General features: G+C 70.4%; 15 protein-coding genes. 10 read left to right on the top strand and 5 right to left on the bottom strand.

Going from position 1 to position 24,157, the window contains the following annotated elements; translation table 11 throughout:
- Positions 1-134 precede the first annotated feature (134 nt).
- The 4 genes from OG504_RS32220 to OG504_RS32205 all read left to right on the top strand — a co-directional run bounded on the left by OG504_RS32220 (position 135) and on the right by OG504_RS32205 (position 8,282).
- Positions 135-2,396, top strand: coding sequence for a CDP-glycerol glycerophosphotransferase family protein (locus OG504_RS32220; RefSeq protein ID WP_405992933.1), 2,262 nt, complete (start codon positions 135-137; stop codon positions 2,394-2,396).
- Positions 2,397-2,546: 150 nt separating this feature from the next.
- The gene (locus OG504_RS32215) at positions 2,547-4,739 is read left to right on the top strand and encodes a CDP-glycerol glycerophosphotransferase family protein (RefSeq protein WP_405992932.1); all 2,193 of its coding nucleotides are present in this window, start codon (positions 2,547-2,549) and stop codon (positions 4,737-4,739) included.
- A gap of 7 nt (positions 4,740-4,746) precedes the next feature.
- The gene (locus OG504_RS32210) at positions 4,747-6,969 is read left to right on the top strand and encodes a CDP-glycerol glycerophosphotransferase family protein (protein WP_405992931.1); all 2,223 of its coding nucleotides are present in this window, start codon (positions 4,747-4,749) and stop codon (positions 6,967-6,969) included.
- Positions 6,966-8,282, top strand: coding sequence for a hypothetical protein (locus tag OG504_RS32205; protein WP_405992930.1), 1,317 nt, complete (start codon positions 6,966-6,968; stop codon positions 8,280-8,282). Before OG504_RS32210 ends, OG504_RS32205 begins: the two co-directional genes overlap by 4 nt.
- Before the next feature lie 99 nt (positions 8,283-8,381).
- Here OG504_RS32205 and OG504_RS32200 read toward each other — a convergent pair whose 3' ends face one another.
- The gene (locus OG504_RS32200) at positions 8,382-8,795 is read right to left on the bottom strand and encodes an organic hydroperoxide resistance protein (RefSeq protein ID WP_366490449.1); all 414 of its coding nucleotides are present in this window, start codon (positions 8,793-8,795) and stop codon (positions 8,382-8,384) included.
- A 131-nt stretch (positions 8,796-8,926) separates the two neighbouring features.
- Here OG504_RS32200 and OG504_RS32195 point away from each other — a divergent pair, with 131 nt between their 5' ends.
- Positions 8,927-9,400, top strand: a complete 474-nt coding sequence (locus OG504_RS32195) for a MarR family winged helix-turn-helix transcriptional regulator (protein WP_405992929.1) — start codon at positions 8,927-8,929, stop codon at positions 9,398-9,400.
- On the opposite strand, the gene OG504_RS32190 is transcribed toward OG504_RS32195, so the two are convergent.
- Positions 9,360-11,774 (bottom strand): hypothetical protein, encoded by a 2,415-nt coding sequence (locus OG504_RS32190; protein WP_405996485.1) that lies wholly within the window; start codon positions 11,772-11,774, stop codon positions 9,360-9,362. The genes OG504_RS32195 and OG504_RS32190 overlap by 41 nt on opposite strands.
- A 179-nt stretch (positions 11,775-11,953) precedes the next feature.
- On the opposite strand from OG504_RS32190, the gene OG504_RS32185 reads away from it, so the two are divergent.
- The 3 genes from OG504_RS32185 (at position 11,954) to OG504_RS32175 (ending at position 15,387) form a co-directional block, all read left to right on the top strand.
- Positions 11,954-13,225, top strand: a complete 1,272-nt coding sequence (locus tag OG504_RS32185; RefSeq protein WP_405996484.1) for a glycosyltransferase family 87 protein — start codon at positions 11,954-11,956, stop codon at positions 13,223-13,225.
- Between the two features lie 85 nt (positions 13,226-13,310).
- Positions 13,311-14,291: a UDP-glucose 4-epimerase GalE gene (gene galE, locus OG504_RS32180; RefSeq protein WP_405992928.1), complete on the top strand. Its 981-nt coding sequence runs from the start codon at positions 13,311-13,313 to the stop codon at positions 14,289-14,291.
- Positions 14,292-14,334: 43 nt separating this feature from the next.
- Entirely contained in the window at positions 14,335-15,387 is a 1,053-nt protein-coding gene (locus OG504_RS32175) for an ADP-ribosylglycohydrolase family protein (RefSeq protein ID WP_405996483.1), read from the top strand.
- Here the strand turns inward: OG504_RS32175 and OG504_RS32170 are convergent.
- Positions 15,336-15,962 carry a TetR/AcrR family transcriptional regulator gene (locus OG504_RS32170; RefSeq protein ID WP_328682918.1) on the bottom strand — a complete coding sequence of 209 codons (627 nt, stop codon included), beginning with the start codon at positions 15,960-15,962 and terminating at the stop codon, positions 15,336-15,338. The two genes, OG504_RS32175 and OG504_RS32170, sit on opposite strands and share 52 nt — an antisense overlap.
- A 512-nt stretch (positions 15,963-16,474) precedes the next feature.
- Between OG504_RS32170 and OG504_RS32165 the strand changes: the two genes are divergently transcribed.
- Both OG504_RS32165 and OG504_RS32160 read left to right on the top strand, forming a co-directional pair.
- Positions 16,475-17,392 (top strand): ABC transporter permease, encoded by a 918-nt coding sequence (locus tag OG504_RS32165; RefSeq protein WP_405992927.1) that lies wholly within the window; start codon positions 16,475-16,477, stop codon positions 17,390-17,392.
- Positions 17,385-18,260, top strand: a complete 876-nt coding sequence (locus OG504_RS32160) for an ABC transporter ATP-binding protein (RefSeq protein WP_405992926.1) — start codon at positions 17,385-17,387, stop codon at positions 18,258-18,260. Before OG504_RS32165 ends, OG504_RS32160 begins: the two co-directional genes overlap by 8 nt.
- Before the next feature lie 10 nt (positions 18,261-18,270).
- Here the strand turns inward: OG504_RS32160 and OG504_RS32155 are convergent, their stop codons facing one another.
- Together OG504_RS32155 and OG504_RS32150 are read right to left on the bottom strand one after the other, a co-directional pair.
- Positions 18,271-18,723, bottom strand: coding sequence for a GtrA family protein (locus tag OG504_RS32155; RefSeq protein WP_366432352.1), 453 nt, complete (start codon positions 18,721-18,723; stop codon positions 18,271-18,273).
- Positions 18,724-18,881: 158 nt separating this feature from the next.
- Positions 18,882-23,813 (bottom strand): NAD-glutamate dehydrogenase, encoded by a 4,932-nt coding sequence (locus OG504_RS32150; protein WP_405992925.1) that lies wholly within the window; start codon positions 23,811-23,813, stop codon positions 18,882-18,884.
- Between the last annotated feature and the right edge of the window lie 344 nt (positions 23,814-24,157).

The raw sequence follows: 24,157 nt of genomic DNA, 5'->3' as shown, positions 1-24,157 counted from the left end.
AAGGGGTGGGCCGTCACCGGCCCGCCCCTTTTCGTTCACCGTGCGTCCCCCGTATGCCGTACGCGCCGTAACCAAGTCACTCCATCGGCCGTTCCCGGGCAGAACGCCCGCGCCGACCGACCCATGGATGTCCCTTGCCCAGGTTCAGTGTCATTGTCCCCGCGTACAAGGTGCAGGCGTACCTGCACGAATGCCTGGAATCGGTGCTCTCCCAGTCGTACCCCGATCTTGAGCTGATCGCGGTCGACGACTGCTCGCCGGACGCCTGCGGCGCGATCATCGACGAGTTCGCGGCCCGCGACGCCCGGGTGCGCGCGGTCCATCTCCCCGAGAACCAGGGCCTCGGCCGCGCCCGCAACGCCGGTCTGGAACAGGCGACCGGCGACTATCTCGTCTTCCTCGACAGCGACGACACGCTCACGCCGGACGCGTTGCGCGCGATCGCCGACCGCTTGAAGGAGACCGGCGAGCCGGACGTCCTCGTCTTCGACTACGCGCGCACCTTCTGGTCGGGTGAGGCCCAACGCAACAAGGTCGCCGTCCAGTTGACCGAACAGGGCCCGGCGCCCTTCCGGCTGGAGGACCGCCCCGGGCTCCTGCGGGTCATCATGGTGGCCTGGAACAAGGCGTACCGACGGGAGTTCGTCGAGCGCGAGGGCTTCGCCTTCCCGCCCGGCTACTACGAGGACACCCCGTGGACCTACCCGGTCCTGATGACGGCGGAGACGATCGCGACCCTCGACCGGGTCTGCGTCCACTACCGCCAGCGCCGCCAGGGCAACATCCTCGGCACGACCAGCCGCAAGCACTTCGACGTCTTCGACCAGTACGACCGGGTCTTCGCGTTCGTCGACGCGCGCCCCCAACTCGCCGGGTGGCGACCAGTGTTGTTCCGCCGCATGGTCGACCACCTCGCGACGGTGTTCACCAAGCCCGACCGCCTCCCGCGCGGCACCCGCGCCGAGTTCCTGCGCAAGGCCCGTGCCCACTACCGCCGTTACCGCATCCCCGGCACCCCGGTCCCGCTGCGCACCCGGACGCGCCACACGCTGGTCCACTTCGGCGTCCACCGCACGTTCCGGGCCGTGCAGAAGGCGATGAGCTGGCGCCGCAGCGCGGTCAAGCTCACCGCGAAGGCGCTGCGCGCACTCAGGGCGGCGGTCCTCCAGCTCCACTACCGCGTCCAACTCCGGCTCCCGCTGAGGGATCGCGCGGTGTTCGCCGCCTACTGGGGCCGCGGCCACAGCTGCAACCCGGGCGCGCTGGAGACGGCGTTCCGCACCCACGCCCCGCACATCCGCACCGCGTGGATCGCCCGCCCCGAGCACCACCACACGATCCCGGCCGCCACCCGCAGACTGCGCCCGAACACCGCCTCGTACTGGACGGCGCTGGCCCGCTCCAAATACCTGGTGAACAACGTCAACTTCGACCGCAGGCTGGTCAAGCGCCCCGGCCAAGTCATGATCCAGACCCAACACGGCACCCCGCTCAAGCACATGGGCCTCGACCTCCAGGAACGCCCGGCAGCGGCAAGGGACATGGACTTCGCCGAACTCCTCAAGGGCGTCGACAAGTGGGACCACGTCCTGTCCCCCAACCGCCACACCACCCTGACCTGGGAGCGCGTCTACCCCGGCAGCTACACCACGCTCGCCTACGGCTACCCCCGCAACGACGTGTTCCAGCAGGCGACTTCGGCCGACGTGGCCCGCCTGCGCGAGTCCCTCGGCATCCCCCAGGACACCATCGCCCTCCTCTACGCCCCGACTCACCGCGACTACCGCCGCGTTCAGCGCGCCCACCTCGACCTGGACCGTGTCCTGCGCCGCCTCGGCCCGCGCTTCGTCGTGCTGGCCCGCGCCCACTACTGGCACGAGGGCCCCCTCGCAGCGTCCGCGTCCGGCCGGATCATCGACGTCACCGACCACCCCAGCGTCGAGTCGCTCTGCCTCGCCTCGGACGCGCTGGTCACCGACTACTCGTCCCTGATGTTCGACTACGCCAACCTCGACCGCCCGATCGTCATCCACGCCGACGACTGGGAGGCCTACGAGGCGGCCCGCGGCACCTACTTCGACCTGCGCGCCTTCCCGCCGGGCGCGGTCGCCCGCAGCGAGGACGAACTGATCGACATCTTCGCGACCGACCACTGGCGCGGCTCGCGTTCGGCCCAACTGCGCGCCGCGTTCCGCGAGCGCTTCTGCCCCTACGACGACGGCCGCGCCGCCGAACGCGTCGTACGCCACGTGGTGTTGGGCGAGAGAGACCTCCCGCCGGTCGTGCCGCTCGCCGACCGCCACCCGGTGCCGTCGGCCGCCGCGAGCCTCACGCGCTCCCCGCTCGCCACCGTGCCGCAGCCCTCGACGTCCCTGCCCGTCACCGACCGACTCTGAACGCCGTTCCCACATCCGGGAGTTCACATGCCCTCGAGCCCCTCGCGCCCCACCCCGACCCGCCCGTCCACCTGCCGCCCGACCGGACGCCCCAGGGCCTGTCGCGCGCACTGACACCGGACCCCTCCGGACCACTGGAGAAAGAACAGAATGCCCCGCTTCAGCATCATCGTCCCGTCCCACGGGGTCGCCGGCCGGCTGCCCCTGGCCCTGGACTCGGTCCTCGCGCAGTCCTACGGCGACTTCGAGCTGATCCCGGTCTGCGACAGCCCCGGCTCCCCGGCCGCCGACGTCGCCGCCGATCACGCCGGGCAGGACTCCCGGGTGGCGCCGGTCAACTCCCCACCGTCCGCAGGGCTTAGCGGGGCCCGCAACACCGGTCTCCGGGCAGCGACCGGCTCCTACGTCCTCTTCCTGGACGGCGACGACACCCTCGCCCCGGGCGCACTGGCCGCACTGGACGCCCGGCTGACGGAGACCGGTGACATCGACGCCCTGTACTTCGAGCACGAGCGCACCCCGTGGTGGGAGGGCGAGCCCACCAACCCGGCGGTCCCGCTGCTGGCGAAGACCCCGGCGGGCGCCTTCTCTCCCGCCCAGGCCCCGCAGTTGACGGGCATTCAGCTCCCGGCGTGGAGCGCGGCCTACCGCCGCGCCTTCCTCAGCGATCAACAACTCACCTTCCCCGAGGGCCGGTTCACGGACCTCGGCTGGGGCGGCCTGGTCACGGTCGCCGCCGAGCGGGTGGCGGTCCTGCGCTCCGTCGTCGTACGGCATCTACTGCGCAGGCAGGGCAGCCGGCTCAACCTGCCCGGCGAGCACCACCACCAGCTCCTCGACCAGGTGGAGTTGGTGCTCGCGGCGGCGCAAGGTCTGGCTCCCGAGCGATCGCACGCGCTGTTCGAGCAGCTCTTCGCCGTGGTGCTGAAGACCGCCTCGCGGCCCGAGCGGCTCCCGTCCGGGCACCGTGCCTTCTTCCGCCGGGCCGGGCGGCTGTACCGGGCGCACCGGCCCGCCGACTTCCGTGCTCCGGGCGGGAGTCTGGGGGTGCAGCACCGGCTGCTGGCGTCGGGGGCGTACACGGCGTTCAAGGCGCTGCGCGGTGCCAACCGGTCGGCGTCGGGGGCGGCCGAGCGGGTCCCGCGTCCCCGGATGCTCCGCACCCGTCTGCGCTACGCCCGTGACCTGCGCCGCCCGCTCGACCCCAACCTGGCTGTGTACTGCGCCTATTGGGGCCGGGGCTACGCGTGCAGCCCGGCCGCGATCCACGCCAAGGCGAGCGAACTCGCCCCGCACATCCGCTCGGTGTTCCTGGTGGAGCCGGACGCGGTGGACGCCGTACCGAAGGGCGTCGAGCACGCCGTCATCGGCAGCCGGAAGTACTGGGAGGTGCTGGCACGGGCCAAGTACCTGGTGAACAACGCCAACTTCGCGGAGGGCGTCGTCAAGCGGCCCGGCAGCGTACATGTCCAGACCCAGCACGGGACCCCGCTGAAGAAGATGGGCGTCGACCAGTCGACGTACCCGGTGGTGGCCGCCGCGACCGGCAGCTTCGCCAAGTTGCTGGGCCGGGTGGACCGTTGGGACTACAACATCTCCTCCAACCGGCACTCCACCCAGATGTGGGAGCGCGCCTTCCCGGGCTCGTACGAGGCGTTGGAGTACGGCTATCCGCGCAACGACGTCTACTACACGGCGACCGCCGCCGAAGTGGCCCGTATCCGGGGGGAGTTGGGCGTACCGGAGGGCAAGACGGCCGTCCTGTACGCGCCCACCCACCGCGACTACCAGACCGGCTTCGACACCGGCCTCGACCTGGAGGCCTTCTGCGCGGCGGCCGGCGAGGACGTGGTCGTGCTGCTGCGCGCCCACTACTTCTACGACCAGGGCCGGGCCAAGAGCAGCGGCCGGATCATCGACGTGACCGCGCACCGCTCCTCCGAGGACGTGTGCCTGGCCGCCGACGCGCTGGTCACGGACTACTCGTCGATCATGTTCGACTACGCCAACCTCGACCGGCCGATCGTCGTGTACGCCGACGACTGGGAGGTCTACCGGGAGACGCGGGGCGTCTACTTCGACCTCATGGAGGCGCCGCCGGGCCCCGTCGCGCGGACGCCGGAGGAGCTGGCGCAGGTGTTCCGCGACGGCTCGTTCGCCGGGCCCGAGTCCACGGCTCTGCGGGCCGAATTCCGGTCCCGTTTCTGTGAGTTCGACGACGGGCTGGCCGCCGAGCGGGTCGTACGCCGGGTGTTCCTCGGCGAGCCGCCGGAGACCGTGCCGCCCGTGATCCCGCTCGCGGAACGCGCCCCGGCCCCCGCCGCCACCCTCGTAAGGAGCTGAACCCGAAGTGCCCCGCTTCAGCGTCATCGTCCCCGTCTTCAAGGTGCAGGGCTTTCTGCGCGAGTGCCTCGACTCGGTTCTGGAGCAGTCCTACCGGGACATCGAGGTGATCGCCGTGAACGACTGCTCGCCGGACGGCTGCGGCGCGATCCTCGACGAGTACGCGGCCCGCGACCCGCGCGTCCAGGTGCTGCACCTGCCGAAGAACGTCGGCCTCGGCCGCGCCCGCAACGCCGGACTGCCCCTGGCCACCGGCGACTTCCTCTTCTTCCTCGACAGCGACGACACCCTCACCCCGGGCGCGTTGCGCGCGATGGCCGACCGGCTCGACGCGAGCGGCGACCCGGACGTCCTGGTCTTCGACTACGCGCGCACCTACTGGTGGGGCGGCACCCGGCGCAACGTCCTCGCGCACGTCCTGACGGAGGTCGACGGCACCTTCACGGTCGCCGAACACCCGGAGATCCTCGACCTGTTGATGGTCGTGTGGAACAAGGTGTACCGCCGGGAGTTCGTGCACAAGCACGCCTTCGAGTTCCCGCCGGGCTACTACGAGGACACGCCCTGGACGTTCCCGGTGCTGCTCAGCGCCGAGCGGATCGCCACCCTCGACCGGATCTGCCTCAACTACCGGCAGCGGCGCCAGGGCAACATCCTGTCCACCACCAGCCGCAAGCACTTCGACATCCACGACCAGTACGAGCGGGTCTTCGCGTTCGTCGACTCCCGCCCGGAGCTGACGAGTTGGCTGCCGTATCTGCACCGGAAGATGGGCGAGCACTGTCTGGACATCCTCGGCAAGCCGGACCGGCTTCCTCCGTCCGACAAGGCCGAGTTCTTCCGTCGTACGGCCGAGTTGTTCGCCAGGCACAAGCCGGCGGGGATGAAGGTGGACGCCGAAGTCCGCGCGCTGGAAGGCAGTTACGCGCTGTACCGGGTGCGGCGGCAGGCGGGGCGGGGCGGGCGGCAGCTGGAGCGCCGGGCGATGCAGGCCCGTAAGTCGGCGGCCGGGCGGGTCAAGGGCGGCTGGGGCGCGCTGCACGCCCGGCGCTCGCTGGACCCCAACCTCGTTGTGTACTCGGCGTTTTCGCACCGTGGGGTCCTGGGCGACCCGGCCGCCGTGTACTACAAGGCGAAGGAGATCGCCCCGCACCTCCGGGGCGTGTGGGTCGTACAGGACGCGGAACAGGCCGCGTTGCTGCCGCCGGACGTCGAGCACGTCCTCCTCAACACCCTGCGGTACCGCCAACTCACCGCGCGGGCAACGTACTTCGTGAACAACGTCAACTGGCCCGGCACCCTCACCAAGCGCCCCGGCAGCGTCCACATCCACACCCATCAGGGCACCCCGCTCAAGTACATGGCGGCCGACCTGCTGGACAAGCCCGGCGGCCGCTACGGCGTCGACGTACCGCAGATGCTGCGCCGCGCCGACCGCTGGGACCACAGTCTGGTCGCCAACCGGCACTCGGAGCTGGTGTGGGAGCGGGCGTATCCGTGTCACTTCGCGTCGGCGCGGACGGGGAGCCCGCGCAATGACGTCCTCGTCGGCGCAACACCGGGAGCGGGGGCGGCAGTTCGGGAGCGGCTCGGTATCCCCGCAGGGAACACCGTCGTGCTGTACGCACCGACCCGCCGCGAGTATGTCCGGGGCGGGCATGTCGACCGGCTGGACCTGGCCCGGTTCGCCGAGGATCTCGGTCCGGAGCACACGCTCGTCGTACGGCTGCACCCGTCCTTGGCGACCGGCCCGGCGCGTGGCATGGGTCTCGCGGATCTGCACCGGCGCGGTGTTCTGGTCGACGCGACCGACGAACCGTCCGTAGAGGACGTCATGTTGGCGTCCGACGCGCTCGTCACTGATTACTCGGCCCTGATGTTCGACTACGCCAATCTCGACCGGCCGATCGTGCTGCACGCCGATGACCGGGAGGCTTACGCGGCCAGTCGGGGTACCTACTTCGACGTCAGCGCCGCCCCACCGGGTCATGTGTCCAGCTCCTACCGGGAGTTGGCGTGGCTGTTCGCGTCGGGTGCCTGGCGGGACGACGACTCGGCTCGGCTGCGGGGTGAATTCCGGTCGCGGTACTGCGAGTTCGACGACGGGTGGGCGGCCGAGAGGGTCGTACGGACGCTGCTTCTGGGGGACGTCGACTGGCTGCCGCAGACCGGGTCCGGTACGCGGGTGCCCTCTCCTGCCAGCGGTCACGGCCAGTTGGCGTCCTCATGAGGCCGCGTACGTGGGTGTTGGTGCTGGCCGCCGTGTTCGCGGTGCTTCAACTCGCCAATGTCACGGGGCGGGCGACTCCCGACACGAAGAACTACCTGTCGTACGCGATGAGTTTGCGTGGTGCGAGCGAGCGGGAGTCGGCGGCTGTCGCCATCGACTACAGCTGTGCGAGCCAGGGGGCGAACGCGCGGCGCGAACAGAGCGTGAACCCGTTGAACTTCCACGGCAAGGACCCCGCGGCTCGGGTCGCGAAGAAGTGCCGGGACGCGGAGTGGCGGGGGGTGAACGCGCGGCTGCGGGCCGGGCAGACGGGCGGGTTCATCGCGCCGTTCACATCGGAACGGTTCATGCGGATCTTCGAAGTGCGGCCCGGATACCCGGTGTTCCTGGTGCCGTTCGTGACGCTGCTCGGGCCGGTGTGGGGGATGTGGTCGGCGAGTGTCGTCCTCACGGTCGGGGGTGGCGTACTTGTCTTCCTGATCCTGCGCACGCTGTCCGTGTCGGTGCCGTTCGCGCTGACCGGGCAGGCGCTGTACTACGTCCTGCCGTGCGGGACGACCTCGATGCGGCCGATGACCGAGGGGCTGATGACGGCCCTGACGCTGGCGGCGGTGTGGGGCTGCGCGCTGGTGCTGAAGGGGCGGCGTACGCGTGCCGGACTCGCCCTGGTCGGCGGTTCGTTGGTGCTCCTCTTCGCCGTCAAGCACTCGCAGTCCCTGTTCCTCGGGCTGTGCCTGGGCGGTGCGGGTGCGGTGGTCGCCGTAGGGCGAACGCGGCGTGGGCGGGCTCCGGGTCGGGCGTTGGTGGCGGTCGCCGCGTTGGGGGCAACTGCCGCGCTGGGCACGCTGGTTCTGGCGAGTGTCCTCCATTACCCGTCCCAGACCGACAGCCTTCAGGATCTGCTCACCGATCACTACGCCCGTCCTGACCGCACGCGGCTGTGGCCCGAATTCCTGCACCTGGAGGCGAACTTCTGGGTGGAGTGGACGCGGCAGCAGTTGTGGCAGCCGATGCTGGTGGCCGCACTGGGTGCGGGGGTGTGGGGTGCGGTGCGGCGGCCGGCGTTCGGGGTGTTTCTGATCGGGGCCGCGTTCACCGGGGTTCTTACTCAGGCCGCGCATCCCGATATCAGTGTGTGGGGTGGGCGGTTGATCGTGCTGGTGTGGTTGTTGCCGGTGGTGGGGGTGCCGTTGTTGTTGGAGGGTGTGGTGCGGGGGAAGGCGGTTGTGGGTGTGGGTGGCTCCGTGTCAACACCGGTTCCGGGGCAGGGAGTTGGGACCGGGTTTGGGGAGCACGCTCAGTCGGTGAGGTGAGGTGAGGTGAGGTGAAGCGGGGCGGGGCGTGACAGAGGTGGCCGGCGGCTTGTATGCCGCCGGCCACCTCTGTGCCGGGTCAGGGGAGGGTCGTAGCGACTACTCGACGACGAGGTCGACCTCGATGTTGCCGCGGGTGGCGTTCGAGTAGGGGCAGACCTGGTGGGCGGTCTCGACCAGCTTGCGGCCGGTCGCCTCGTCCACGGTGTCGGGGAGCTCGACGCGCAGGGTCACCTTGAGGCCGAAGCCCTCGCCCTGCTTGCCGATGCCGACCTCGGCGGTGACGGCCGCGTCGGTGACGTCGACCTTGGCCTGGCGGCCGACGAGGCCGAGGGCGCTGCCGAAACAGGCGGCGTAACCGGCGGCGAAGAGCTGCTCAGGGTTGGTGCCCTGGCCGTTGCCGCCCATCTCGACCGGAATGCCGAGCTGAAGGTCGATCTTGCCGTCGTTGCTGACCGCGCGGCCGTCGCGGCCGTGGGTGGCGGTGGCTACGGCGGTGTAGATCGCGTCCATTGGAAACCATCCCTCTCGGAAGTCTTGGTGGGGGTGACCGGTCCGGGTGTCCGGACCGCCTCACGACGACAAGTAGAGCACACAATTCAATTGCCCACAACTAAATGGCCCGCTCGCGCTATCCTGGGGGCATGACCACCACTCCCGCCGCCGCGCCCACCACGGATTGGCTCCGCCTCGACCAGCAGATCTGCTTCTCCCTGAACGCCGCGTCGCGCGCCTTCGGCGGTGTGTACCGGGTGATCCTCAAGGATCTCGGGCTCACGTATCCGCAGTACCTGGTGATGCTGGTGCTGTGGGAGCACGGCGAGCTGCCCGTCAAGAAGCTCGGCGAACATCTGCGGCTCGACTCCGGCACGCTGTCCCCGCTGCTCAAGCGGCTGGAGACGGCGGGTCTTGTACGGCGTGAGCGCAGCGTCCGTGACGAACGGTCGGTGGAGGTGCGGCTCACCGAGGAGGGGGTTGCGCTGCGGGAGCGGGCGGTCGAGGTGCCTCGGCGGATCCTTGGGGCGACGGGGTTCGACCTTGATGAGATCCGTGCGTTGCGGGAGCGGCTTGACCAGCTCACGGGGGCGTTGGATTCGGCGACGCTGGATGAGTCGTAGGCGGGGACACCGGCTGCGTTGACTGCGTCGGCTGCGTTGACTGCGTCGGCTGTGGCGGCTGCGTCGGCTGTGGGGGCATCCGGCGGATGTAGAGGGCCAGCTTCACTCGCCCTCGTACGTACTGCTGTCTTCGCGCGAACTCCCCGTCCACGACGTCGAGTTTGACCCGGTCGGTCGGGTCGCCGGGTACCCAGCGCGAGGGCAGCAGGTTCGACTGCGCGACGATCCATACCCGGTCCACACCGGCGAGCCGCGCCCGCAACTCCCCCGGCCCCACCTCCCGCCCACTGAGCGTCCCCGACCTCGCCCCCGACTCCCCCAACGCGAGATCCCGGGCCCCGACGAACGGCCCCGGGTACGCCAATGCCGTCACCCGCCAGAACGACGGCAGGAACAACACCGGGTCGCCAGGCTGTAGTTCACGTCCGGCTAGCGCGGATACGGCGGCGAGATTCTCGGGGCGGCGGGCCGCGTCACGGTCGCTCCGGTAGGCGGGGAGGCCGTGGAGGAAGGGGGCGGTTGCGGCTAGGACGCCGGCGAGGGTGATGAGGTTGGCGCGGGTGGCGAGGTTGGCGAAGGGGGTGCGGCGGGGTGGGCGGCGGTCGGTCGTGGGAGCGGTGGTCGGGGGGCGGCTGGTGCCGGACCGCAGGAGGGTCGTACGGTCAACTCCGGTGAGAGATGGGTGGCTTGTGGCTGCGGTTGCTGCTCGGATCCCGCCTCCAGCTCCGGCTTCGCCTGCGCCTCCGGCTCCGTCTCGGGCTCCGGCTCTGTCTCGGGCTCCGGCTCTGTCTCGGGCTCCGGCTCTGTCTCGGGCTCCGGCTCCGTCTCGGGCTCCGCCTCCGGCTCCGTCTCGGGCTCCGGCTCCGTCTCGGGCTCCGGCTCCGTCTCCGACTGCGGCCCCAGCTCCCAGTCCGGCTGCGGCTCGGGCTCCGACTGCGGCAGCGGAAGCGGAAGCGGCTCCGCCACGGACATCGGCTCGGCCCCCTGCTCCAGATCCGGCTTCGCCTCGGGTCCCGGCTCCCAGTCCGGCTGCGGCCGCGACTCGGACACCGCCTCCAGCTCCGGCTTCGCCTCGGGTCCCGGCTCCCAATCCGGCTGCGGCCGCGACTCGGACGCCGCCTCCAGCTCCGGCTTCGCCTCCGCTTCCGGCTCTGTCTCGGACGTCGGCTCGGGCCCCGGCTCCGGCTAGGGCTTCGACTGCGGCTGGGGCTGGGGCTGCGGCTGGGGCTCCGTCTGGGGCTCCGTCCCGGGTGTCGGCTTGGATCCCGCCTCCAGCTCCGGCTTCGCCTGCGCCTCCGGCTCTGCCTCGGACTCCGGCTCCGGCTCCGGCTCCGGTCCTACGGTCGCCCCGCAGCCGGTGATCACCCCCGCTCAGCGCACCCACCAACTCGCGGTGGCTCCCAGCCCCAGCCACCACCCGCTTGGCCTCCGCACGACTGGTACTCGGCGCCCCCCGCCCCTCCAGCCACAGCCACCTCATCGCCCCCGCCACTCGATCCGCCCCCGCCGCCACCAGGAGCGGCGCCCCCGCGAGCGCGTACAGGACGTACCGCTCGTGGAACAAGGGCCGGAATTGAGACACCGTCAGCAGGAGCACCGGCGGTACCAGGAGCAATGGCAGGGCGACCGACGTGAGGCGGCCGGAGCCGAGGCCGAGGAGGATCAGGAGGAGGGAGGTCCAGAAGACGAGGCCGGTCGGGGTGACGGCGAGGAAGTCGCGGGCGAGGCGTTCCGTCGTGTCCCAGTCGGGCACCCTTAGCCAGGCCACCTGGGCGGACTGGCGTTGGGACACCCAGGCCAGGGGCAACAGGGCACCCGCCGCCACGCCCACCGCACGGGCCCAGCCGAGCCATGTCGCCCTGGGCGCCCGCGCCGCCGCCAGCGTCAGCAGGTGCGCGCAGAGCACCAGGACCGCGAACTCGTGCAGCAGAAAGGTCACGGCGAGGACGGTGCCGTACGGCCACCAGGGCCGTCCTTCCAGTGCACGCACCAGGAGCAGCGTCGCCCCGGCCACACCCGCCGCGACAAGGGCGTACGAGCGGCCCTCCTGGGCGTAGTGGCCGGTCAGTGGGGTGATCGCGTAGAGGAGGCCGGCCCAGAGGCCGACGCGGGGGCGGGCCAGGCGGACGCCGAGGGCCGCGACCAAGCCTGTGGTCGCCGCCGCTCCGCAGACCGACGGCAGGCGGAGGGTGACCTCGCCGGGATGGACGGCGAGGACGGCGTGCATGAGGAGGTAGTACACGCCGTGCACCGCGTCCACGCCGTGCAGCAGGTGCCAGATCTGCGGCACCGTGCGCCGCCCGACGAGGAACGTGACGCCTTCGTCGCCCCACATCCCGCCCCGGTCGAGCCCCCACAGCCCCAGCGCGAGCATGACGGCCACCGGCACGACCACGGCCAAGGTCTCCGTCCTGGTCCACCGGAATCGCCGCTTGTTCTCGTCCTCACCCTGGGTGTCCACCTGGCTGATTTTGTACTGTTAGCAAGCTCTTACCGACGATTGACGGTGTATTAGCATTCCTGCGGCATTCACCCGGCTTACGATCCGCCATGATGAACGCCGCCCGCAGACACCGCCTCCTCGCCCTCACCCTCGCCTGGCTCGCCACCCGCGCGGGGATGCTGCTCCTCCTCACGTACAACGGCCTCCCCCTGCTCGGCCATGGCGGGGTCGCCCGGGAGGTGTGGCGCCTCTACCACCACTGGTACGGCGTCCTGTCGCACGGCGCGTTCCCGGCGCACGACCCTTTGTGGCAGTACCCGCCGGGCGCCGGGCCCGTGCTCCTGTCCCCCGCGCTGCTGCCGGACCTGACGTACTTCCAGGCGTTCGTCGTCCTCACCCTCGCGACCGATGCCGTGATCACCCTGGTCCTGGCCCGCGCGGGCACCCGTCCCGGCCACAGCCTGCGCGGCGCCGCGTACTGGATCGGCTGCCTCCCTCTCCTCCTGCACATGCCCCTCGTCCGCTACGACGTGCAGGTCACGGCGTTCGCCGTCATCTCCCTGTTGACGTTGTCGCGCTCCACGCGTGTGTGCGGCGCGTTCGCGGCACTGGGCGCGCTGGTGAAGGTGTGGCCGGCGTTGGTGCTGGTGGGGATGCCGAGGGGGCGGACGACGCGGTCGGTGTGGTCGTGGGCGGTGGGGACGGGGGTCTTGTCGCTCATGTCTCTCGTGGTTTTGTTCAACAATCCTTTCGCCTTCTTGCGCCAACAGGGCGGCCGGGGCGTACAGATCGAGTCCCTCGGGGGCACCGCCCTCGGTCTGGCGACCCACGTCGGCTGGCCGGGCCAGGTGCACTATCGGTACGGCGCGATGGAGTTCACGGGGCCGTACGTCTCCGCCGTCGCCGACGCCTCCCTCGCGCTCACGGCGGTCGCCTTCGGGCTGTTGCTGCTGTGGCGGATCCGGGCCCGCCGCTGGACCGACGCGACCCCGTACGATGCCGCGCTGAGCGCCGTCCTGCTGTTCACCGTGACCAGCCGGGTGATCAGCCCCCAGTACATGATCTGGCTGCTCGGCCTGGCCGCCGTCTGTCTGACCTCGCGGCACACCACCCAGCGCGCGGTGGCCGCGCTGATCGTGGCGGCGAGCGCCGTCAGCTCCGTCGAGTTTCCCGTCCTGTACGTCGACGTCATCCACAGCACCTGGACGGGCTGCGCCCTGATGGTCGTACGCAACGGTCTGCTGGCCGCCGCGGCCGTCCTGTCGTTCGTCCGCCTGTGGCGGTCGTCGAGGCCGCTCCCGGCGACGACGCACACGCGCGTGCAGTCTCCTGGCCCCTACGGGGAGGCTCAGCAGTTGACCTCGGCGCACTCCGGCGCCTGATTGACTGTGGGCCGCGACGCGCGGAGACCTGAAGCGCGTGAGGGACGCACCACCACGGATCGAGTGACGGAGGGGACGGCCGCACATGACCTGGCTGATCACCGGCGGCGCCGGCTACATCGGAGCGCACGTCGTGAGGGCGATGACCGAGGCGGGCGAACAGGCGGTCGTCTACGACGACCTGTCCACCGGCATCGCCGAACGCGTGCCCGACGACGTGCCCCTGGTGGTGGGTTCGACCCTGGACGCGGAACGGGTCGCCCGCACCCTCGCCGACCAGGACGTCACCGGAGTCGTCCACCTGGCGGCGAAGAAGCAGGTCGGCGAGTCGGTCGACCTGCCGTTGCACTACTACCGGGAGAACGTCGAGGGCCTGCGCGTCCTCCTGGAGGCGGTCACCACGGCCGGCGTCCCGTCCTTCGTCTTCTCGTCCTCGGCGGCCGTCTACGGCATGCCGGACGTGGAGCTGGTGACCGAGGAGACGCCCTGCGTCCCGATGTCGCCGTACGGCGAGACCAAGCTGGCGGGTGAGTGGCTCGTCCGCGCGACGGGCAAGGCGACCGGCCTGTCCACGGCCTCCCTGCGCTACTTCAACGTGGCCGGCGCCGGCGCCCCCGAACTCGCCGACGTGGGCGTCTTCAACATCGTCCCCATGGTCTTCGAGAAGCTCACCGAGAACGCGCCCCCGCGCATCTTCGGCGACGACTACGCCACCCCGGACGGCACCTGTGTCCGCGACTACATCCACGTCGTGGACCTGGCCGAGGCCCATGTCGCCGCCGCTCGCGCCCTCCAGGCCTCCCCCGGCCGTGCCCTCACCCTCAACATCGGCCGCGGGGAAGGCGTTTCGGTCCGCGAGATGATCGACCTCATCAACGCGGTCACCGGCTACGACCGCCCCCCGACCGTCCACCCCCGCCGCCCCGGCGACCCGGCCCGCGTCGTCGCCTCCGCCGACCGCATCACCACCGAACTGGGCTGGAAGGCCAAGCACGACGTCCAGGACATGATCGCGTCGGCTTGGGAGGGATGGGTGCGGTTGCATCCGGGGGCGGCACGGTCTTGATGAGCGCGATCCGGTGACCTCCGGTCCGATGAACTCCGGTCCGATGAACTCCGGTCCGGTGAACTCCGGTCCGGTGGGCGGCTGTTCGCGTTCGGAACGCGCCCTGGGTGCCGTCCTCGGCTCCGCCGTCGGCGACGCTCTCGGCGCGCCCTTCGAGTTCGGTCCCGAGGGCGCGTTCTCCGCCCGGTTTCCGGTGCCCGGTCAGGGCGGTGAGATGTGCGGGGGCGGCGGCTGGGACCCGGGCGAGGCGACCGACGACACGCAGATGGCCGTACTCGTCGCGGAGTCGCTGCTGGAGTGCGGCGGGCTCCAGCTCCCGGACGTGTTCGGACGGTTCACGCGCTGGGCCGCCGCCGAACCGAAGGACATCGGCCTGCAGACCGAGGCCGTGCTGAGCAGCGGCGATCCCTGGGACCTGGCCGCCGCCCTGCACTTCCAGACCAGCCAACGGGGCGCCGGGAACGGTGCGTTGATGCGTGCCGCCCCGTCGGCCGTCCACTTCGCGCGCGCGGGACGCGATGCCACGATGGACGCCGCCCGCCGCATCGCCGCACTCACCCACGGAGACCGCGCGGCCTGGGAAGGCACCGCCGTCTTCCACGAGTTGGTCCGCGTCGCACTGGACGGCGGCGACCCGCTCGATGCCGTCGAGGAGACGCTCCGGTCCGTCCACCCCGACCACCAGGAGCGCTACGGCGTCGTCCTCGCCCCGGACTGGCACCCCGACCTGGCGACGGAGTTCAACGGCGCCGTGTGGCCCTGCCTCGCCTCCGCCGTCTGGGCCCTGCGGACCACGGCCTCCTACGAGGACGCCGTACGCGCCGCGATCGACCTCGGCGGCGACACGGACACCGTCGCCGCCGTGACGGGCGGTCTCGCCGGGGCGGTGTACGGGGGCGCGGCGATCCCGGAACGTTGGGTCGAGGCCGTGCACGTACCGCTGCCGGGGTTCGGCGGGCGGGTGCTGCGTGCGGCCGAACTCGGTGAACTGGCGCGGCGGTTGGAGCACGGGGGCACCAGTTGGCCGACGGGCACGGCGGAGCCCTACAGCGCCTTGAGCCCCTCCGTCGTCGCCCGGGCCAGCGCGCCCAGGTAGCCCTTCGGCAGCTTCGGGCTGCGGATCACCACTGCGCGCCAGTACAGGGGGCCGGAGATCAGGTCCAGGGCCAGGTCCTCGTCCATGCCGGGGCGGATCTCGCCACGTCGCTCCGCGGCCGCGAGGATCTTGCTGGCCACGCCCTCCTGGCCCTCACGGAGCGCCTTCTGCATGGCGTCGGCGATCTCGGGGTTGCGGGCCGCCTCGGCCTGGAGGTCCGGGATGATCTGCGAGGCGACGGGATGACGCAGCGCCCGTGACGTCACCTCGTACAGCATCCGAAGGTCGCCCTCCAGCGAACCGGTGTCCGGCGTCGGCAGTCCCATCACCGCGATCGCCGACACCACGTCGAGCACCAGGTGCAGCTTCGAACGCCAGCGGCGGTACACCGCCGTCTTGCCCACTCCCGCGCGACGCGCGATCCCCTCGATCGACATCCGGGCATACCCGACCGCCGCCAACTCCTCGAAGACCGCCGCCCGAATGGCTTCGGTCACATCCTCGCGGAGTACGGCCGCCCCGGCGGGGGTGCGGCGGCGCTGACGTGTCTGGGGCTCGTCGGCGTTCGTCGTCATAGCCCAAGCATAGGGGCGTTGCGACGAAACGGTTGCGTTCCGACGCGGCGCGCGTGTGGTGCGTTGCGACGAAACGGGCTCGTCGTAACGCGGACGGCACGCGGCGGGCGGTACGTCGGGACGCAACCGGCCCGTCGCCGCGACGGAACCGGTTCGTCCCCGCGACGCAACCGATCCGTCCTCGCGACGGAACCGGCCCGACCCGACGACGAACCCGGTCCGTCCCCGCGCCGAAACCGTACCGACGCGACGCCCGCCCCCACCGTCCAGCCCCGCCTACCCAGACCGTATCGACGCAACAGGCCCGTCCCGGCCCAAAACCTAACGGCCTCATCACATCCGTCACGACGAAACGGTTGCGTTCCGACGCCGAATCCGCCTACGCTCACGTTGCGACGATACGGTCCCGTTCCGACGTAAGAGAACGTAAAGAGAAGCGTAAGGAAACGCCGGGCGACGGGACACGGCAGCCGGACGCACGCACCCCCTCCCCCCGAGCGAAAGCAGCGGATGTGAGCCAGGTCCTCCACACACCGCCCCATTCGCCGGCCCCGGCCGACGAAGACGACCTCGCGGCGCTCGCCGCACGCCACGGCCTCACGGTCAGTGGCGCCCGCCCCTCGCTGACCGAGTACGTCCGGCAGCTGTGGGAGCGCCGGCACTTCATCACCGCGTTCGCCACCGCCAAGCTGACCGCGCAGTACAGCCAGGCGAAGCTGGGTCAGGTCTGGCAGGTGATGACGCCGCTGTTGAACGCGGCGGTGTACTACTTCATCTTCGGCATCCTGCTGGGCACCAAGCGCGGCGTGCCGGACTACATCCCGTTCCTGGTGACGGGCGTGTTCATCTGGACGTTCACACAGAGCTCGATCATGGCGGGTACCCGGGCGATCTCGGGCAACCTCGGCCTGGTCCGGGCCCTGCACTTCCCGCGGGCCGCGCTGCCGATCTCGTTCGCGCTGCAGCAGCTCCAGCAGTTGCTGTTCTCGATGGCCGCCCTGGTCGTGATCCTGCTCTGCTTCGGTGTGCCGATCAGCTTCTCCTGGCTGATGGCGGTCCCGGTGCTGTTCCTGCAGTTCACGTTCAACGCGGGCGTATCGATGATCATGGCCCGGATGGGCGCGAAGACGCCGGACATCGCACAGCTGATGCCGTTCATCCTGCGCACCTGGATGTACGTCTCCGGCGTCATGTGGAGCATCGACAAGCTGACCAGCAAGGACCACCTGCCGCACATCGTGACGCTCGCCCTGGAGACCAACCCGGCGGCCGTCTACATCGACCTGATGCGCTACTCGCTGATCGACAGCTTCCACTCCAGCCAGCTCCCCCCGCACGTGTGGCCGGCGGCGACCGCGTGGGCGCTGATCGCCGGAGTCGGCGGCTTCATCTACTTCTGGAAGGCTGAGGAGACGTACGGCCGTGGCTGAGCAGACCATCGAGTACCACACCGAGCGGACCCGCGTGGCCGCCGACAGCACCATCCCCACCGTCGTCTGCGACGGCGTGGACATCGTCTACCGGGTCAACGGGACCGGCGCCGGACGCGGCTCCGCGACCGCCGCCCTGAACCGCATGATGCGTCGCGAGAAGACCGAGAAGGCGGCGGGCGTCCGCAAGGTCCACGCCGTCAAGAAGGTGTCGTTCGTCGCCTACAAGGGCGAGGCGATCGGGCTCATCGGCACCAACGGTTCCGGCAAGTCCACCCTCCTCAAGGCCGTCGCGGGCCTGCTCCCGGTCGAGAACGGCCGTATCTACACCCACGGCCAGCCCTCCCTCCTCGGCGTCAACGCGGCCCTGATGGGCGACCTGACCGGCGAGCGCAACGTGTACCTCGGCGGCCTCGCCATGGGCATGTCCCGGGAGCAGGTCAAGGAGCGCTACCAGGGCATCGTCGACTTCTCCGGGATCAACGAGAAGGGCGACTTCATCACGCTGCCGATGCGGACGTACTCCTCCGGCATGGGCGCCCGGCTGCGGTTCTCCATCGCCGCCGCCAAGGACCACGACGTCCTCCTGATCGACGAGGCGCTGGCGACGGGCGACCGGTCCTTCCAGCGGCGCTCCGAGGAGCGGATCCGCGAGCTGCGCCAGCAAGCGGGCACGGTCTTCCTCGTCAGCCACAACAACAAGTCGATCCGCGACACCTGCGACCGCGTGCTGTGGCTGGAGCGCGGCGAGCTGCTGATGGACGGGCCGACCGAGGAGGTCCTGGAGGCGTACGAGGCCTTCACGGGCGGCGCCGACAAGCCCAAGGACGCGGCTCCGGCGCCGACCCCGGCGGGCAAGGTCGCCTGAGAACCAGCCGTCAGAGGTCCTCGTCCTGGAACACCCACGTGCGGTAGACCAGGAAGCGGAACGCGGACGCGAGCACGATCGACAGGGCCTTCACGGCATTCGCCTCGAGCGGACCGTGGAGGCCCAGTCCGTGGTAGCCGACGTAGAAGAGGCCGCTCTCCATGGCCACGCCGATGACGCTGAAGACGAAGAACAGGGCGATCCGGCGGGCGCCGGGGGCGTCGCGGTCGCGGTAGGTGTAGTAGCGGAAGCCGAGGTAGTTGGCGCCCATCGCGACGCAGCTGGCCAGGACGGTCGCGAGCATCGCGGGCCAACGCAGGCCGTGCAGCAGGGCGTTGAAGACCGCGAAGTTGACGAGGACGCCGCTGCCGCCGACGATCCCGAATTTCACGACTTCCAGGACGACCTTGCGCACCGGTCGGACGGGCTCGGTCACGCGTTCCTCGGTGAGGTTCAGAGTCACGTCACCAGGCTTAGCCCGGCAGAGTAAGCCCTCCCCCTGATTACCCCTAAGGCACTCCGTGAAAAGGGCGCCCCGAGCCGTCACAGCCCGGGGCGCCCTCGTCGTCGTAGCGTCGTGGCGACTTCTAAAGAAGAGTCGCAGTAACTACGACCTGGGGACTACGAGTGCGTCCTCAGCAGCGTGCGCATCGTGCGCATCGCCACCGACAGGTTGGCCAGGTCGAACGTCTCCGAGCCCTGGATCTCGTCCAGAGTCGTACGCGCCCGGCCCAGGATCGCCGCGTTCTTCTCCTGCCACGACACGAAGCGCTGCTCGGGGGTCGACGTGCCGTTGCCCGCCGCGAGGATGTCGGCGGTCAGCGCCGCGTGGGCCGCGTACAGGTCCTCGCGGATGGAGGCGCGGGCCATGGACTGCCAGCGGTCCGCGCGGGGCAACTCGATGATGCGGTCCATGAGTTGGGTGATGTGGAGGCGGTCGGCGAGGTCGTAGTAGACCTCGGCGACGTCCATCGGGTCCTTGCCCGTGCGGTCGGCCACCGAGACGATGTCGAGCGCCGGGAAGGCGGAGGAGAACCCGGCCACGCGCGTGGCGAGTTCGGCCGGGACGCCGGCGCCGGTCAGCTCGTCGTAGATCTCCTGGTACCACTCCAGGTCCGCGCCGCGCAGCAGCTTGGGGAGCTGGGACCAGACCTGCTCGACGCGCTCGCCGAAGAACTCGACGGTCTCGGCGAGCTGGAGCGGCTGCGGCCGGTTGTTGAGCAGCCAGCGGGTGCCGCGCTCGCACAGGCGGCGCGAGTGCAGCCGGATACGGGTCTGTACGGGCGCCTCGACGGTGTTGTCGAGTGCTTCCACGCCGTCCCACACCTCGGCGGCGTCGAAGATCGCGCGGGCCGCGGTCTGCGCCCGGACGATCTCCTCCAGGGAGGCACCGGTCTCCTCGCGGAGGCGGTGCAGGAAGCTCGTACCGCCCGTGTTGACCGTGTCGTTGACGAGGACCGTGGTGACGATCTCGCGGTGCAGCGCGTGGGTGTCGATCTGCTCGGCGAACTTCTCGCGCAGCGCGGTCGGGAAGTAGGCGTGCAGCAGCGTGCGCAGGTAGGGGTCGTCGGGCAGCGTGGTGTGCAGCAGTTCGTCGGCGACCGTGATCTTCGTGTACGCCAGCAGGACGGCCGTCTCGGGACTGGTCAACCCCTGTCCCTGGGCGAGCCGTTCGCGGATCTGGCGGTCGGTGGGCAGGAACTCCAGGGCCCGGTCGAGGTGGCCCTCGCGGACCAGGGTGCGCAGGAAGCGCTGCTGGGCGTGGAGCATGTCCTTGGACTGGGCGAGCGCGTTGGCGATCGCGGTGTTCTGCGCGTAGTTGTTGCGCAGGACGAGCGCGCCGACCTCGTCGGTCATCTCGGCGAGGATCTTGTTGCGCTGCTTGACGGTCATGTCGCCGTCGGTGACCAGGCCGTTGAGCAGGATCTTGATGTTCACCTCGTGGTCGGAGGTGTCCACGCCCGCGCTGTTGTCGATCGCGTCCGTGTTGATCTTGCCGCCCTGCTGGGCGAACTCGATCCGGCCGAGCTGGGTCAGGCCCAGGTTGCCGCCCTCGCCGACGACCTTGACGCGCAGGTCGGCGCCGTCGACGCGGATCGCGTCGTTGGCCTTGTCGCCGACGTCCGCGTGGGACTCGGTGCTGGCCTTGACGTACGTCCCGATGCCGCCGTTCCACAGCAGGTCGACCCGCGACTTGAGGATCGCCTTCATCAGGTCGGCCGGGGTCATCTTGGCGACCTTGTCCTCGATGCCGAGGGCCTCGCGGACGTGGGCGTTGACCGGGATCGCCTTGGCCGTACGGGGGAAGACGCCTCCGCCGGCCGACAGCAGGTCGGTGTTGTAGTCGGCCCAGCTGGAGCGCGGGAGCTCGAACATGCGGCGGCGCTCGGCGTACGAGACGGCCGCGTCCGGGGTCGGGTCCAGGAAGATGTGCCGGTGGTCAAAGGCGGCGACCAGGCGGATGTGCTCGCTGAGCAGCATGCCGTTGCCGAACACGTCACCGGACATGTCGCCGACGCCGACGACCGTGAAGTCCTCGCTCTGGGTGTCGACGCCCAGCTCCCGGAAGTGCCGCTTGACGGACTCCCAGGCACCGCGCGCGGTGATGCCCATCTTCTTGTGGTCGTAGCCGGCCGAGCCGCCGGAGGCGAAGGCGTCACCGAGCCAGAAGTTGTAGCTCTCGGCGACCCCGTTGGCGATGTCGGAGAAGGTCGCGGTGCCCTTGTCGGCGGCGACGACCAGGTAGGTGTCGTCCTCGTCGTGCCGGACGACGTCCGCCGGGGGGACGACCTCGCCGGCCACCAGGTTGTCGGTGATGTCGAGCAGGGCCGAGATGAACATCTTGTAGCTGGCGATGCCCTCGGCGAGCCACGCGTCCCGGTCCACGCTCGGGTCCGGCAGCTGCTTGGCGACGAAGCCGCCCTTGGCGCCGACCGGCACGATGACGGTGTTCTTCACCATCTGCGCCTTGACCAGGCCGAGGATCTCGGTACGGAAGTCCTCCCGCCGGTCCGACCAGCGCAGACCACCGCGCGCGACCTTGCCGAACCTGAGGTGCACGCCCTCGACGCGCGGCGAGTACACCCAGATCTCGTACGCCGGACGCGGCGCCGGGAGGTCCGGGATGGCCTGCGGGTCGAACTTCATCGAGACGTACGCGTGCGCGTGCCCGCCGAGCGCCTCCTGGAAGAAGTTGGTGCGCAGGGTCGCCTTGATGACGGTCAGGAAGGAGCGCAGGATGCGGTCCTCGTCGAGGCTCGCCACCTGGTCGAGCGCCGCGTCGACCTCTTCCAGGAGGGCGTCCACGATCTCGCGCCCGGCGCGCTGCCGGTCCGGCGACATCCGCGCCTCGAACAGGGAGACGAGCAGCCGGGTGGTGTGGACGTTGTTGCGGAGGGTGTCCTCCATGTAGTCCTGGCTGAAGGTCGAACCGGCCTGCCGCAGGTACTTGGCGTAGGCCCGCAGCACCATCGCCTGCCGCCAGTCGATCCCGGCGCTCAGCACCAGCGCGTTGAAGCCGTCGTTCTCGGCCTGCCCGGTCCAGGTGGCGGCGAACGCCTCCTGGAACCGCTCACGGCCGTTCTCGCCGAGGGAATCCCCGTTGCCGTTCTGCGACTTGGGCATCCGCAGCCCGAAGTCGTAGATCCACGCCGTCGTACGGTCCGAGCAGCGCAGTTCGTACGGCCGCTCGTCGACGACCTCGACGCCGAGGCGGCTGAGGACCGGCAGTACGGCCGAGAGGGAGACCGGGGCGCCCTTGCGGTAGATCTTGAAGCGGCGCTCGTCGGGGGCGGCGCCCACCGGCTCGTAGAGGCTCAGCTCGAAGGTCTGCTCCTCGGTGAGCTGTTCGAGGTGGACCAGGTCGGCGACGGCGGCGCGCGGGGAGTGGTCCGCCTTGTAGCCCTCGGGGAAGGCGTTGCCGTAGCGGCGCACGAGTTCGGCAGCGCGCTCCTCGCCGCACTCGGCGTTCAGCGCGTCGCCGAAGCCGTCGGCCCAGGAGCGGGCGGCCTCGACCAGGCGGGCCTCGATGCGGTCCTTGTCGGCGTCGGACAGCTCCGGCAGCTCGGTGCCCTGCGGGACGCGGACCACGAAGTGCAGCCGGGAGAGGATCGACTCGGTGTTCCAGGCGGTGAAGTCGACGCTGATGCCGTCGAGCTCTTCTTTAAGGATGTCGATGATCCGCAGGCGTACGCCCGTGGTGTAGCGGTCGCGCGGGAGGTAGACGAGGGCCGAGTAGTAGCGGCCGTACTCGTCCTGGCGCAGGTAGAGACGCAGTCGTCGGCGCTCCTGCAGGTAGAGCACGGACGTGACGATGGACCGGAGTTCGTCGACCGGGGTCTGGAACAGCTCGTCGCGCGGGTACGTCTCCAGGATCTGCAGCAGGTCGCGCCCGTCATGGCTGTTGGGCGAGAAGCCGGCGCCCTCCAGCACCTCGTCGACCGTGCGCCGGATCACGGGAACCCGGCGGACGGACTCGGTGTAGGCGGCGGAGGAGAACAGGCCCAGGAAGCGGCGCTCGCCGACGACCTCGCCGTTCTCGTCGAACTTCTTCACGCCCACGTAGTCGAGGTACGACGGACGGTGCACCGTGGAACGGCTGTTGGCCTTCGTCAGCACGAGGAGCTTGTGCTCGCGGGCCTTGGCCCGGGCGTCGGCCGGGAGCCGCTCGAAGGACGGGCTCACCGGGTGGCTGTCCTCGCCGCCGTGCTGCGGGTCGGAGCGCAGGATGCCGAGGCCGGTGCCGGGGACCGCGGCGAGGGAGTCGTCCTCGCGGAGCTGGTACTCGCGGTAGCCGAGGAAGGTGAAGTGGTCGGCGGCCAGCCAGCGCAGCAGCTGCCGGGCCTCCTCGACGTCGCTGGAGGGCAGGTCGGAGGCGGTCGGCTCGGTGGGCAGCTCGTCGGCCATCCGCAGCGCCGAGTCCCGCATCTTCTCCCAGTCCTCGACGGCCTCGCGGACGTCGGACAGGACGCGCAGCAGGTCGGCGGTGATCTGCTTCAGGTCGGCGCGGTCGGTCTCGCGGTCGATCTGGACGTGGATCCAGGACTCGGTGTGCGCGTCGTGCGGCAGCTCGCCGGCGGGCGGGGTGGTGAGCACCTCGATGAGGTTGCCGGTGAGGTCGCGGCGGACGACGACCTGCGGGTGGATGACGACGTGGATGCCGCGGCCCTGGCGGGTCAGCTCGTTGGTCACCGAGTCGACGAGGAAGGGCACGTCGTCGGTGACGACCTCGACGACGGTGTGGCTGCACGTCCAGCCGTTCTCCTCGACCGTCGGGGTGTGCACCCGTACGTTGGCCGTGCCCTGTGGTCGGGTCTCGGCCAACCGGTAGTGGGAGAAGGCGGCACCGAAGACGTCGACCGGGTCGCGGTCCGCGAGGTCCTCCGGGGCGGTGTGCAGGTAGTAGCGCTGGAGGAACGCGAGCACGGTCTCCTGGTCCGGAGTGCTCTCGTCCGTCGTCCCGGTGGGTAGGTGCCCCCCGACCGGGCTGTTCTCAGCTACCCGAGCAGCCCTCTCGAGCAACTCGGCCTTGGCTTCGTCCAGCTTGGTCTGCATTGTCCTCTGGCTCCTGTCGCGCGCCGTTGCGTGACGTAGAAGGAAGTACGGTGTCTTCCCCTGCGGCTCGACGCCACGGCCCGGGTTCTCCGGTCTGCTCTGACGCTATGCCGCAAGGTGAGATGAGCGGTGGGTTATCAGCCATTTTCGGCACGCCCGACGGATGTGACGCTGCTCTCTGTCGCGCCGGTACCGGGGGTGTGCACGGCGTCCTGGGAGCCCTTGGAGCTCCGTCCCGCCCGCGCGGGCCTGTCGGACAGGCCCTGAGAGGACCAGCGACCGCCGCCCGGTCACGGATGTGGTCCGTGGTCGCCGGGCGCGAAGCAGGGGCGACGATGCCCCCG

This window comes from Streptomyces sp. NBC_00986 (genome assembly GCF_045162565.1).
Lineage (GTDB): Bacteria > Actinomycetota > Actinomycetes > Streptomycetales > Streptomycetaceae > Streptomyces.
Note: the sequence above shows the minus strand (reverse complement) of the source record. Positions and strands in the feature narration are given on the sequence as shown.

Excerpts from the sequence above, each read along its gene's own strand:
- OG504_RS32150 (WP_405992925.1), bottom strand. The coding sequence starts at position 23,813 with ATGCAGACCAAGCTGGACGAAGCCAAGGCCGAGTTGCTCGAGAGGGCT.
- OG504_RS32185 (WP_405996484.1), top strand. The coding sequence starts at position 11,954 with ATGAACGCCGCCCGCAGACACCGCCTCCTCGCCCTCACCCTCGCCTGG.
- OG504_RS32170 (WP_328682918.1), bottom strand. The coding sequence starts at position 15,962 with ATGACGACGAACGCCGACGAGCCCCAGACACGTCAGCGCCGCCGCACC.
- OG504_RS32190 (WP_405996485.1), bottom strand. The coding sequence starts at position 11,774 with ATGCTCGCGCTGGGGCTGTGGGGGCTCGACCGGGGCGGGATGTGGGGC.
- OG504_RS32195 (WP_405992929.1), top strand. The coding sequence starts at position 8,927 with ATGACCACCACTCCCGCCGCCGCGCCCACCACGGATTGGCTCCGCCTC.
- OG504_RS32215 (WP_405992932.1), top strand. The coding sequence starts at position 2,547 with ATGCCCCGCTTCAGCATCATCGTCCCGTCCCACGGGGTCGCCGGCCGG.
- OG504_RS32175 (WP_405996483.1), top strand. The coding sequence starts at position 14,335 with ATGAACTCCGGTCCGGTGAACTCCGGTCCGGTGGGCGGCTGTTCGCGT.
- OG504_RS32200 (WP_366490449.1), bottom strand. The coding sequence starts at position 8,795 with ATGGACGCGATCTACACCGCCGTAGCCACCGCCACCCACGGCCGCGAC.
- galE (WP_405992928.1), top strand. The coding sequence starts at position 13,311 with ATGACCTGGCTGATCACCGGCGGCGCCGGCTACATCGGAGCGCACGTC.
- OG504_RS32205 (WP_405992930.1), top strand. The coding sequence starts at position 6,966 with ATGAGGCCGCGTACGTGGGTGTTGGTGCTGGCCGCCGTGTTCGCGGTG.